Here is a 13,188-nt window from a genome sequence, read left to right as displayed (position 1 = left end):
GTTGAAGTAGAGTTTTGGATTAATATAAGCTTGTTGTTAATTTATGGTTATTTTCATAATATTGGGTATTAATAAAATTTAATAATATCAATAGTTTAATAATAAAAATTCAGATCTTATGTATTTGATTTTAATATAGATGAATAAATGATATATTTTGATAAATATAAAAATTATTCATGAAGTTTAATATGTATTATTTCGTAATTTTTTATTTTTTTTCCTAAAATTTTACCCCATCCTAATTTGGAGTGAGAGTAGTCTCCTAGCTTAAACAGCATTCTTTTATTAAAAATAATTTTAAGATATAAATCAACACAAAATTCATTGTTAGTTAGAAATAATATACTTTCTTTAAGCTCTTTGTATTTTTCTGCGTTTGGAAAGTATTTTAAAGCTTCATCATAGTGTATATCTTTTATATAAATAGCTATTTTATTTTGGTAAGATAGAAATTTTTTTCCCAAGATTAGATTTTTTCCTAAAATATGATTTTTACTTCCTAATTTATTTAATTGTATGTGTCTTATGTAAATTTGATGGGGTATATTTTCTATAATATTTAATTGATTTTGTAAATTAAAAGTGATTTGTAAAATTCTTTCAATATAACTTTTAGGTCTTCTTAAACTTAGTAATAACGGTGCAAAAGGTAGGTATCTCTTTGCAATTTTTATGTCATTGATGCCTAACATAGAAAATAGTATTTTAGAAATTCTATCGCTGAAGTTAATATCAAAACTTTTTGGATAATTGTTAAGAGTAGTAATTTCAAAAAAAATCCAAAGAAGATAGTGATTGAAGAAATCAAAAAATAAACTCCATCCATCCCCGCCATCCTCATTCCTAGAGAGCTTGTCTAGTATATAAGAAGGGAGTTGTGATGTATTACCTTGTAGACCCATAAAATTAATCATAATTTCAATAGGAAAATCACTAATATTTTTATTGAATTTTACATATTCGATTTCTTTGTTGGGATGCATTAGGGCATTATTTACCCTTAGAAAAATATCTTCTTTGGGATGATCTTTTAATAATTTTTTAAGAAGTTTATAAAAGGTATAAGAGTTTGCATTGTTCATAATATAGGTTTAATTCCTTTTTTAAAAGGATAATGTATAGTTGCTTTTGAGTTTATGCATTTAATTTTTAATTCACAAAATGAATTAATACTCACAAAGGATGATAAAAATTCTGAAATTATTAATCCTAGCTTATAAACTTCACCCAAAGAATAAAATTTAGAATCATCTATACTTATAATACTCATAGTGCCTTTTTTTGTAATATGCTCATCAATTAAGTAGCTTGGTTTTGACTGTATGTCAATTATTGAAGAGGTAAGTAATTGACATACTACTTCAGAAGTTTTATCATCGGGAAAGCTATAGCTTTCTAAAACTTGAAAAAAGGATGTTTTTGTTAAAAGAGTTTGGTAACTAAATGACAAAATAGAAACTAATTTCCATAAAAGATTACCATTGGTTTTAACTTGCTTGATCGACGTTGGAATGGTAATGTTTTTCGTAATAGCATCTTTATAAAAAGGTATAAGATTGATATCGCCTATTTTTAAATGGGTCGGTAAATTTTTATTACAGCATAATACATCTATTGTGATTGTTTCATTTGTATTGTTTGAGGAAAAAAACGATATTTCTTTGAAGTTATCTTGCTTGGAATTTGATTTATTTGTAATGTAGTAAAAATCTTGTATTTTATTTTGCATAAATTCAAAACGTTCAAAATTTTTATAATTTTTTAAAATTCTACTCCCGCTGTCGCTATTATGTGCTTTGACTTGTTTTATTTGAACTATATCATATGCATTTAAATTTGTTCTATCGATGAAAATTCTATATCCATTTTTCGAGTGATTATTGATGATAGGTTCTGCTGTTTTTTCGAAAATATTAATGATTGGTGTTGTCGATAATGAGAATAATTCATTTTTTATAATACAATTTTTAGGAAGTGTCTTATTAAATTTAAAAAAAATGCTAATTAACTTACCTTTACACTCATGTAAAACATCCAAGCCTTGTATTGAGATAAAATTAAATTTTTCAGGCAAAAAAAAGTATTCTCTTAGCAAGGAAAAAGATTCAAATCCTAAGTCATTATAAAATAGGCAACTTTCGTTTGGCTTTAAACCCATAGTTTTAATATTATGGGTATTTATTTTAAATTCTTCTTTTGTGTCATGAGATATGATTTTTATTTCTTCTAAATATTGATGCATATAAAAAAGTAATGTAGATGATGTGTAAACATCATCCCCTAAGTATATACTTAGTTTATCTAAACCTAGATGTTCTATGTTTAAATCTTCTCTACTAACTCTAAGTTGTATATCTAATGTATGATATTGTCTTTCACTTCCTAAAAAAACATTCTCTATATTTAATGGATATAGATATACATCATATACTGTTTTAAATTCACATTCACATTTTTCTATAGATACAGATTTAACTGTACTATTTTTAGGAATAATTAATCTGTTGAGTTTGCTGTTTTCGCTAAATTTGAATTCTTGCATACACATAGAAGGTAGAATGTTGGTGTAATTTGGAGAAAGAATATTAATTAGAGATTCTGCAATATAGGGTATATTTTGATCTAATTCTTGATGAATTTTAGAGGTTAATATTGCTAAATTTTCAATAATTCTTTCTATATCTGGATCTTTACTATCGTAAGATAAAAAAGGGGTTAACTTGGGAAATTTATCTATAAAAATTTTCCGAGCATGATTAAGATAAGCAATCTCCTTTTGATAATAATGTATATCATCTTGTGTCATTTTAGATAACCTCGCAATATCGATTATTTTTAAATATAATTTCAATTGCAAATTCTTTAAAATTATCATTACAAAAAACACATTTTAGTAAAAATGAAAGTTGCCAAGGTTTTAAAGAATCATTATATGTGATAGAATTAATTATAATTCTTTTTTCGTATTTACTTATGAGTTTATGAATTTCTTTTGCCATGTTCAAGCAAAGTTCTGTCGAGCTTAAATTTAGATTTTCCATACTAGATAATCCAAAATCTTCAACACTTAAGCAGTCATCAAGTTTTGCATTAAGCAAAACTTGTATATTATTTTTTATTTCTTGAAATTCATTTTGATAAAAAGGGATATTTTTATATTGCTCATCCAATGAATGAATAATTTTATCCAACAAAGACATTTATTATTCTTTATCCAATTTACCTACTAAAGATAGTTCAAAATTTCCACCCATATATTTAAAGTGAGGACGAACACTCAACCCAATCTTATACCATCCAGGCTCCCCTGGTATATTATCCACTTTTACTTGAGCCCCTCTAAAAGGTCTTCTACTTCTAACCTCTGCTGGTGGATTTTCTTGATCTGAAATATATTGTCTAACCCATTCGTTTAAACCATTTTCAATATCACTTCTTTCCTTCCAGCTTCCAATTTCTTCTCTTTGTAGTACTTTTAGATAATGTGCTAATCTTGAAATTAAAAATACATAAGGCAATTGAGTACCTAAGCGGTAATTTGTTTCAGCCTCTTTTCCTTCTGGTGTGTTTGGAAATATTTTAGGTTTTAAAGCAGAATTTGCTGAAAAAAATGCTGCATTATTGGTGTCTCTTCTTAGAGTTAAAGTTATAAACCCATTTTCTGCAAGTTCATATTCTCTTCTATCTGTAATCAAAACTTCAGTAGGAATTTTAGCTTTTAAGTTTCCAAAATTTTCATAAAAATAAGTAGGAAGATCTTTTACGCTTCCACCGCTTTTTGGTCCTATGATACTACCGCACCACCTGTATTTAGCAAAACTTTCTGTTAATCTTGTTGCGAAAGCATATGCTGAATTTCCCCATAATAGATGATTATGAGATGCGTGAACATTTTCTTTGTAATTAAAGCTTTTGATGGGATTTTCTTCACTATCATAAGGCGATCTTGTCAAAAACCTCGTAACCATTAATCCTGTGTATTTAGAATCTTCATTTTCTCTAAAAGTTCTCCATCTTGTGTATTGTGGACCTTCGAGAAGACTTTGTAAATCCTGAATATTAGCTAATTCTGAATAATTTTCTAAACCAAAAAATTTAGGTCCTAAAGAAGTTAAAAATGGAGAATGACTCATTGCTGCTATGCTTGACATTTTATTCAAAAAAGTCATATCTGGACTTGCAGTGCTTAGTTGGTAATCACCAATTATAGCACCAACTGGTTCTCCACCAAATTGTCCATATTCTGAAGAATAAATATTTTTATAAACAACACTTTGGGTGATGTCTGGATTATTTTCAAAATCTTCTAAAACTTCTTCTTTTGTAATATCAAAAAGATTAATTTTAATATTTTCATTAAAATCAGTTCTTTCTACTAAGAAGAAAAGTCCTCTCCAAGTCGATTCTAATTTTTGAAATTCTTCATTATGTAAAATCTCATCCATTTGTTTTGATAATAAATCATCGATATGGGCAATCATTTCATCAAGTGCAAATTTGTTGATTTTATCTTCTATGTTATCGCTTTCAACTATTGCGGAAATAAATTCGGCTACTCCTCTTTTTGCTATACTATAGCTTTCATCATTTCTAGCATATTTGCTTTTTTCCATAATACTTTCAATAATTGGAGTATCAATTACTTTATCTTTTGACATATTATGTTTCCTTTATTCTTCGTTATTTTCTTTTTTGATTTCTAAAAGCAACTGCTCTTTGGTTTTTTCATTTTTTAGAGCATCTAAAACAGCTTTTCTAAAATTTGGAATATTACCCATGGGTCCTTTTAGAGCCATTAATGCTTCTCTAAGGCGCATTAGTTTATTTAACTCTGGCACTTGTTGCACTATATTATCAGGCGAAAAATCTTTCATACTAGATATTTTTAGGTTGATATCTAATTCTTCAGCGCCTCCACCCAAAGTATTTTTAACATTAAATTGGGTTTTGATGTCTAGTTTTTGCATAACTTGATTAAAATTTATTTTGTTGATAGACACAATTTCTCTATCTTCTAAATTTTGTTCATTTTTACCTGTTAAATTAGCCATTATCATAAGTTTTAAAGGTAATTCTATCTCTGCATTTTGCCCGTTTGTTTTTGCCTTGTAGGTTATATTTATGCGTTCTTTTGGTGCACTTGATCCATCAGACATTTTACTTCCTTATTTTTTGAATTAAAATTTATTTTTTAAATTATACATAAAACTAAATAAAGAATAACTAAGTTTATATTTTTTTATTAGTTTTGTTTTTTGCATAATTATACTCATCACTTAAGTAATCCTTTAATAAGGTTTTTTCCATAAGTTCAACTAGTTGTAAGTATATAATTTTTGCATTATTTTTCATATTGTTTGTTTCAAAAACTTGTGCCATGGCTATTAAAGAATTTATATTACAAAATAAAGAATTATTATAATTTTCATTGTTTATTTCAATGAGTAATTGCTCTACTTTTTTATTTTTATCGGATGTGGTGTGTGTTTTTTTATTAGTTTCTTGATTTTGTTTTACAAAATAATTAAATGTATCTTCTTTACACATTAATTCGCCGTTGTCAAATCTTAACTTGGTAATATCTTTGAATTTGAGAATAAAATTACAAGTTAGTAAATTTAAAATTTTCAAGGAGTGTTCTTTTTGATGATGATGTAAAAAATCACAAAATAGTTTAAATCCTTCTATCCAGAAAGGGTTAAGTGAAAGGTTATTGATAAAACATTTTATTTGATCTAACTCATTCGTATTTTTATCTAATAGTAATTTTATTAAATTTCTATCAGGATATCTTACTTTAGTGACAAAATCTGAATGCGGTGGAAGGGTTTTTAATCTTCCCCAAGCTGCTTCTGCAAACAATGAATAAGCATTAGTATTTTCAATGTTATTTTCTAGTAATTCTATTGCTAGATTATTTAATAATGTTCTGTATTCTCTATCGCTAAGATTAGATAATTTTGTGTTTTTTATATCGATATTTACTTGTGTCACTGGAGATTTAAGAGGTGATTGTTTAGTTTGAGTTATTTCTTCTTTAATGTTTAATTTTGCAAAATTACAATTTAAAATTTCGCGTAATTTTTCAAAATACTCATTTAAACTTTTAGCTGTGACTTGTGAGCATTTTGGTGAATTTTTATTAAATTCATTAATAAAATTTTCAACAATTTGTTTGTATTTCTTTTTTTGATTTAATAGTATAGAAGATGTTTTACTTATATTTTCAGGTTTTTCTCGAAATAATTTTTCTGTAAAAATTATTATTTCTAAAAATATTTTAAAACACTCTTCGTTATTTAATGCTAAACATGATAAAGAAAAGTAAGCGAAAATTTTCATATCCATCGAGTTGTTTTGTAAAATATCTAATGAGTATTCATATACCTTATCCCATTGTATTTTTTCATGATTTAATGTTTTGTATTTTGTCATCTCTTCTTCAAGTAAATGAAATATTTCTAAGTTTTCTAAATTTTCTTCATAATGATCACAGAAAATCATTTTTTATCTCCTAAGCACTATTGAAAGTTTTTTTAATTATAATAAAAAACAAAATTATAGTGTTATTTATTTAAGTATTTTTTTAAGGATGGGAATGAGAAAAATTTTTGTTATGTTGCTCATGGGGTTGTTTTTAAGTTCTTGCTCTAGTGTTGTAAGTGTAAAGATTGATAATATAAAAAATTCTAATTTAAATAGTAGAAATGATGATGTTCCTTTGACTGTTATTGTGTATCAACTAAAAGATGTAAATAAATTTATAAAGGCTAGTGATTTAGAGCTGATTAATAGAGAGGATGCTATACTCGGTAGAGATAAAATTGACTCAATTAGACTACAAATTGCCCCTAAAGATAATATTATTGCTTTTAAAGTTATAGATGAAGAAGTGCCGTATATTGGTATTTTGGTTTTATTTGCAAATAATACTAAAAAGGTAACAAAAATTTGGGCAAAAACAGATGATGCTAATGGTTTTGGAACTAAAAAAACATTAAAATTTGAAATAACAAAAGATGGTATTAGACATATTTAATCTAAGGAAAATATAATGGCAGATAAGCTAAAAGTAGCTTGGTTTAATGGGCTAAATATTGATAAAATTCATTTTGAGCAACAAGAACGATATTTTGAAAGAAATATTAATCTTAAAACAATTTCAACTTTCAATAATTTATATGGAATAATTGATTTAGAATTTTCCAATGAAATGCTAATGCAAGGAAAAATAGCACTTAAAAGAATTTCTGGAATTGCTAAAGATGGTAGCATTTTTAATGCACCAGAACAAGATGAGCTTCCAGAGCCTTTGGAAGTTAATTATGATTCTTTGGTAAATTCTATTATTGTTATTAAAATTCCTATGGGTTTATCCTCTATAGCAGATATATCTTTACACAATAATATACCTAATTCAAAATACATTAGTTTAAGAAGTGTTGTAGCTTCAAGAATATATGATGATAATACTAATGATGTTTTTAAACATACTGATTTAGAAGATGAATATGAGAATGATAATATTACTTTCTCTCAAGAAAAAATAAGCATTACTTTAGCTAGTTTGAGATTGAAATTGGGCTTTTTAGGCAGCAAAACTCCAGATGAACTTGAAATTCCTATAGCAAAAATCAAAAATATTGATTTAAATAAAAAAATAGAGTTAGATGAAAGTTTTATACCCACTTGTTTAGATTTAAATAAATCTTCGTATATTAAATCATTTTTAGAAGAAATTTCGCATTCAATTAAACAGCATAAAGAAATACTCACTGAAGTATTTAAGGGTATAGATCAAACTAAAAACACCTTGGATTTTAGTACATATTTATCGCTTAATCTTTTAAAAAAATGGTATTTTATTTTTTCATATATAATCAATAAAGATAAAATACATCCTGAAAATTTATATGAAAAATTAGTTGATTTTCAAGGAGATCTTAGTGCTTTTGGTACTGAAAGCTCCTTTTCTGATTTTATAGTATATAATCATGATGACTTGACTAACACTTTTTTACCACTTACTAATCAACTGAGAGTTTTATTTGCAAAAATAACTTCTCCAAAATATACTATGGCTCAAGTAATTGACAATAACAATGGATTTTATGATTTGTTATTTGACAATCCTACGGTTATTGAAGAGGGTGAATTATTTTTAGCTATTAGTGCTGATGTTAATCATGAGTATTTATTATATAATTTTAAAACTCAAAGTAAAATTCATACTCAAAGTAGGATAAAAAGTATAGTAACAACACAATTACGAGGGATAAACATAGAGCAAATTTCAAATATTCCATCTTCTATACCTTATTTAAATGGTTATATTTATTACAAGTTAGACAAAAAAGATGAGCTGTTTAAATACTTTAAGGGCGAAAATGTTATAAGTTTATATCTAACAACAAATATAAAAAACCCTGATATAAAAATGTGGGCTGTATTTTAAGGAGTAATATGCAAAAAGAATCACATTTTAAAGAAGGATCTTTACTTTTAGAAAGTGATTTAAAAGGTTTAGAAATCAATAAAGTTGTTGATAATTGCTTGGAAATTCTTTTACTTGTTTATAGATTATCTAAGGTTCATTCTTTGGATGCTGCTTATATAGAGAATTTAAAAGAAAAGCTTGTAAATGAAATATTGGTTTGGAGTTCAAGATTAAGTACTTTTAAAGAGTATGATGAGAAAGATATTATAAAATTAAGATATTGTTTATGTGTATTTGTAGATGAAAGTCTAATGAAAAATGATTTATTTATTAATAGCTCTTGGGCAAATCATACTTTAACCGTGAGGTTATTTGATGAGACTCTAGGTGGTGATAATTTTTACGATATAGCGCTTTCTTGGTTGTCTAATCCATCCAAAAACAAGGATTTTTTGGAATTTATATATGTTTGCTTGATTTTAGGATATAGAGGAAAATATTCTCATGAAAAAGATGTTGAGGAAAAAATTATTTATCTTTGTAATAATATAGCATCGGCTTTAACTCCTCTTATAAATTTAACAGATGAGACAGCTTTTGATAAGGCTTATAATGGAGCTAATAGGGAAAAATTTTGGCAGTATTTTCAACGCAGATTTATGAAATTTGCGTTAGTTGTTATACCTATTGGATGTATTTTAGGTTTTTTCATTTTTGCAATTTTTGATTTACAAACTCATAATATTAAAATCGATTCTAATATTAGCAGTTTGATTAAGAATATAGAAAAATTATAACTCTTCGTTTGGAATGTTTAATTTTAACTTTTGAAACATAATTTCGTTCCAATGTTTTGGAAGGTTACAAATTTTTGGGTAATATTTTTGAAAAAAATAAATAAAAATTTGAGGATTTTCAGCTAGAGAAAAATAAAATTTTCCTTTATTGGAAGATAAAATTTTACCATCATGGTTAATATTAGGGCTATAAAATTTATATCCTTTTATTGGAGGCATTTTTTTAAGGAACTTTGAATTTGGATAGTGTTTAAAAAATTTTAAATAACCTTCGATATAACCCACCCCATATTTTAATGGATTTATATTAGTATAGAAAAAATCAATAAAAGGGATATTAGAATTTTCTCCATAGTAAGGATTTGGTATAAGATTGATTTGTTTTTGATATAATTCTTTATATGTAGTGTAAGCACCGGCATTAAAAAGTAATTCATTTTCATCTTGAAATTTACCAGAAAAATATGGAATTAAAAAGTCATTTAGACTCCAAACTAAATATTCGTAAAAAAGCTCATCGCTAAATGTAATTTTATAATCTTGTTTAGATAGCGTATCAAGTTGATTTAATATATCGTTTTTATGGTTGTTTCTGTCATAGATTAAAGCGGTAATGCCACTATTTTCATAAATTTTATTAAAATAATTTTTAATTAAGTTGATGTTTTTGGAATGCAAATCATCAAAATATGAGTAAATTTGTTCTTTGGATAAGATTATATTGTTATTTTGCCTGAAATATTGCACTTTGTTGTTTATTATTTCATTAAGCCAAAAATTATTTAATTTTTCAAAATTAATATCAAAATTACTTGCTATAAATTTTGGAAACAAGTTGTTTTTCTCTTCTTGAAATATTACCTTTCCTATATATAAAATAGCGGTTAAATCATTAATTTTTTTATTATATTTACTACTATAGAAATTTGAAATATCGTTTATTCTATCTTCGACACATAAAATATTTGTTTCTATGCCAAGATATATGGTTTTATCTGATCTATTGTTAAAAGCATATTTTTTTAAATCAGGAAGTTTAATTTTCATTCTTTAGCCTAAAAAATCTATCGTTTTTTCGACAAATCTTGCATCTCTTTCATTTGGTTGTATTTCGTAAGCATTTTCTTGCCTTTCTTTGTCATCAAATTTATAAAAGCCATCAAATAAAATTTTATAATCATCGCTTATAGAGAATCCATGTGCATAAAACAAATATCCTCTTAAAATACCTTGTCCCGGATAATAATAAGTTTCAACATAAAAATGTCTAATCTCGTGAATCATAGTTTTTATTATTTCTTTTAAATCATGTAGATTATTTTCATTAACACGTATGCGTCTTTTGTAATATTCTCCCCATTCTTCTTCGTCTCCTTGGAAAAAATCTATTTCACCATTTTTTGTTATTAAATTTAAGTCTAATTTTTCACATATAGCGGTTGCAATCTTACTAATTAAATTTTTATAAATTGCTATATCCAATTTTTTACCTTGCATCAATTCATCATATTTTTCTTTCAATGTTTTAGGATTGTTTTTTTCTATAGGGCAATTTAGCAAAACATCTTTACAAGTTTGAAAATAAAAATCTCTATCTCTTTGATAGTCTTTGAAATCATTTTCCACGCTATCTATGAAAGATTGACTACCTAGGTCAAATCTATAGTAAATATAAGCAATTTTTCCTGCTATTTGAGGATTATTTTTACAGAATGAAAAGAAATTTTCTCTCATAATAGTAAAGGTATCACCTATTTTTTTAGATAGACATTCGAAAAATTTAACAGCATCCCAAACACTTTGTATGTGTGATATTTGGTTCCATTCTTGAATATTTTTGGGATAATTTGCAAGATTAACACCATTAGCAACATTATCATCTTCTCCAATACCCACTCTAAAACTCATATCAATGATCACATAAGGATCTTGTAAAGTCGGCATTTCGCCTTCATAAGCAAATATCACAATATAATATTTTTCAAATTTAGTTTCTTTTGTTCTATAAAGAGGAAGAGAAAAGCCAATTTTATTTGTATTTTCTTGTTCAATTAAAGTTGCATTGTAATCATCATTGCACTCTAATTCTCCATCTTCATCAATATCAACTAAAGTACTAAAACTATCAAAACTTTGCAAATAATCATCCGATACAAATAATAATTGCATTTTAGCTTGACTATCACATTCAAAAAAACCCCATTTTCTTTGTATATCGTCGTTATTCTCTAAGAAAAGTTCTATATATGTTCCTGGTGCAAACGGAGCTTTAAGATCGTATATTTCCTTAGAGTTTATGCTATTCATTTATCTATCCTTTATTTCTTTTGCAAATACAATTTTATTGTTTCGTTTTTGGGGGTATTTAACTTCTAATTCGCAAAGCAATTCTTCTTCATTTGTAATATAGCTTAAATGCTTTAATAAATCTTCAAACAATACTCCATTAACTATTCCTATACTGCCATTGCTACCAAATTCTCCCTTTTCATTAATGTTATAAAGATACAAATCCCCCTTACTCATACTTTCTTTATTCTTGCTTTTTTCTTTTTCATTATTTGGATTTGAAATTTCTATTTCTTTAAAACTTTTAGAGCATTCTTTATCTGTGTATAATCTAACACAATACTTTCCCCAAGTCTTACCTATGCTAAAAGGATAATCTTTTAAAAAATCAGGTTGTTTGTTGTAATTAATCTCATTGATTTTAAAATAATACTTTCCTTCAGGTAAGCTTCCAAATTTATCTTTAATACTTTCATCATCATAGTAAAAATATGCTTTTTTCTTGGTAGTTTTATCTTTTATATCTTGATAAAAACTAAAAGCAATTTGTTTATTTGATGGTTTTAAATTATCAGCTTTAGCTACTCCACTTCTTGCCATATAAGAAGCTATTAAATCTTTTCCTTTAAAATGATATAAATAAAAACCATCATATTTAAAATAATCTTTATTTTTAAACCTAAGTATAAGTCCTATTTTATGATTGATATAATTATTAAATATTCTTTTGCTATCTTGTAAGGGTTTGGCTAAATAAGCTTTATTATCTTCTAATCTAACTTTAAAACTATGACAATTACTAAAGTCTTTTTCTCTATCAAATCTTATTTTACCTTCTTTATTAGTTTTTAATTTTAATACGCTTTGCTTGATTAGTTTTTCATGATCATACCCTTTTATACTAATGCTAGCATTATCAATAGCCTTGCCATGTTCATCTTGTATGATAAGGCTGATGTAATTTGAAGTAGCAGTGTTGTTTATAATGTTAGTGTTATTGTGGGTTAAATTTAGATCTTGATGGTTTAAATCATCATAAGCATAGTGCTTGCTTATCTTTTTAGGTTCTAATTTTATATTTAAACTATTTTTAGCTAAAACATAGTTTTTAATCTTACAATGATAATAATCATAAGTAATGTTTAAATCTTTTAAAGCATATAAATTATTCTCATCATATTTAAGATAATAATTTATTTTTTCATCATTGAAAGAAAAAATTTCATCTTCCTTTGCGCCTAAAAGAAGTTTTTCATAAAAAAATACTCTTGTTTTTAGTTTATTAAAATCTAGATTATAGTTTTGTTCTAATAAAGCTATATCGATTAATGACTCATCTTTAACAAATATATCACAATTGTTCTCATAAAGATGTAAAAGATTTGACATAGATGAAGCATTGTCAAAAAATATAAGCTTTTTATTTTTTTCTTTGTTTTCTAAGATGAAGTGGCTTAGGTTTTTAAGGTGATAAGATACAATCTTAAAATCTTCTTTTATATCATCTATAATGGTATTGTTTTGTTTCGTTTTTAAAGAAGTTTCATTGTTAAAATTTGTGTTTTTTATTATAGTATCTGTATTTTCTTTTATATTGTTTTCTTGTTTTAAATTTAAAGAAAGTTCTTTGAAATTTATACTTTCTTTTGTATCACTTTTTTG

12 protein-coding genes are annotated in these 13,188 nt (G+C 25.7%); 3 read left to right on the top strand and 9 right to left on the bottom strand.

The features are described 5' to 3' along the window. Window positions 1-173: 173 nt before the first annotated feature. From L8U98_RS07820 to L8U98_RS07795, 6 genes are all read right to left on the bottom strand, one after another. Window positions 174-1,085: a type VI secretion system baseplate subunit TssG gene (locus tag L8U98_RS07820; protein ID WP_263725454.1), complete on the bottom strand. Its 912-nt coding sequence runs from the start codon at window positions 1,083-1,085 to the stop codon at window positions 174-176. Then, on the bottom strand, window positions 1,082-2,809 hold the full coding sequence (tssF, locus tag L8U98_RS07815; RefSeq protein WP_263725455.1) for a type VI secretion system baseplate subunit TssF: 1,728 nt from the start codon (window positions 2,807-2,809) through the stop codon (window positions 1,082-1,084). The genes L8U98_RS07820 and tssF overlap by 4 nt, the downstream gene beginning before the upstream one ends. Before the next feature lies 1 nt (window position 2,810). Then, window positions 2,811-3,203 (bottom strand): GPW/gp25 family protein, encoded by a 393-nt coding sequence (locus L8U98_RS07810; RefSeq protein ID WP_066007556.1) that lies wholly within the window; start codon window positions 3,201-3,203, stop codon window positions 2,811-2,813. A gap of 3 nt (window positions 3,204-3,206) precedes the next feature. Then, a complete protein-coding gene (tssC, locus tag L8U98_RS07805; RefSeq protein ID WP_039626296.1) occupies window positions 3,207-4,661 on the bottom strand; it encodes a type VI secretion system contractile sheath large subunit in 1,455 nt (484 codons plus the stop codon). A gap of 12 nt (window positions 4,662-4,673) precedes the next feature. Further along, window positions 4,674-5,159 (bottom strand): type VI secretion system contractile sheath small subunit, encoded by a 486-nt coding sequence (gene tssB, locus L8U98_RS07800; protein WP_039626294.1) that lies wholly within the window; start codon window positions 5,157-5,159, stop codon window positions 4,674-4,676. Window positions 5,160-5,232: 73 nt separating this feature from the next. After that, window positions 5,233-6,507, bottom strand: coding sequence for a TssA family type VI secretion system protein (locus tag L8U98_RS07795; RefSeq protein ID WP_257938266.1), 1,275 nt, complete (start codon window positions 6,505-6,507; stop codon window positions 5,233-5,235). 94 nt (window positions 6,508-6,601) lie between these two features. Between L8U98_RS07795 and tssJ the strand changes: the two genes are divergently transcribed. Genes tssJ through icmH form a run of 3 tightly spaced genes read left to right on the top strand, consistent with a single transcriptional unit; the run spans window position 6,602 to window position 9,237 of the window. Beyond that, on the top strand, window positions 6,602-7,042 hold the full coding sequence (gene tssJ, locus L8U98_RS07790) for a type VI secretion system lipoprotein TssJ (RefSeq protein WP_147575446.1): 441 nt from the start codon (window positions 6,602-6,604) through the stop codon (window positions 7,040-7,042). 15 nt (window positions 7,043-7,057) lie between these two features. Next, window positions 7,058-8,458: a type VI secretion system baseplate subunit TssK gene (gene tssK, locus L8U98_RS07785; protein ID WP_044598839.1), complete on the top strand. Its 1,401-nt coding sequence runs from the start codon at window positions 7,058-7,060 to the stop codon at window positions 8,456-8,458. A gap of 8 nt (window positions 8,459-8,466) precedes the next feature. After that, on the top strand, window positions 8,467-9,237 hold the full coding sequence (gene icmH, locus L8U98_RS07780; RefSeq protein WP_263725456.1) for a type IVB secretion system protein IcmH/DotU: 771 nt from the start codon (window positions 8,467-8,469) through the stop codon (window positions 9,235-9,237). Here the strand turns inward: icmH and L8U98_RS07775 are convergent. From L8U98_RS07775 to L8U98_RS07765, 3 genes are all read right to left on the bottom strand, one after another. After that, entirely contained in the window at window positions 9,232-10,284 is a 1,053-nt protein-coding gene (locus L8U98_RS07775) for a hypothetical protein (protein ID WP_263676633.1), read from the bottom strand. The genes icmH and L8U98_RS07775 overlap by 6 nt on opposite strands. Window positions 10,285-10,287: 3 nt before the next feature. Beyond that, window positions 10,288-11,544, bottom strand: a complete 1,257-nt coding sequence (locus L8U98_RS07770) for a hypothetical protein (RefSeq protein WP_263725457.1) — start codon at window positions 11,542-11,544, stop codon at window positions 10,288-10,290. Beyond that, on the bottom strand, window positions 11,545-13,188 hold a 1,644-nt coding region (locus tag L8U98_RS07765), incomplete at its 5' end, for a hypothetical protein (RefSeq protein ID WP_318529468.1).

The sequence above is a fragment of the Campylobacter sp. RKI_CA19_01128 genome, from assembly GCF_025771175.1.
Classification (GTDB): domain Bacteria; phylum Campylobacterota; class Campylobacteria; order Campylobacterales; family Campylobacteraceae; genus Campylobacter_D.
This window is presented reverse-complemented; position numbering and strand designations above follow the sequence as displayed.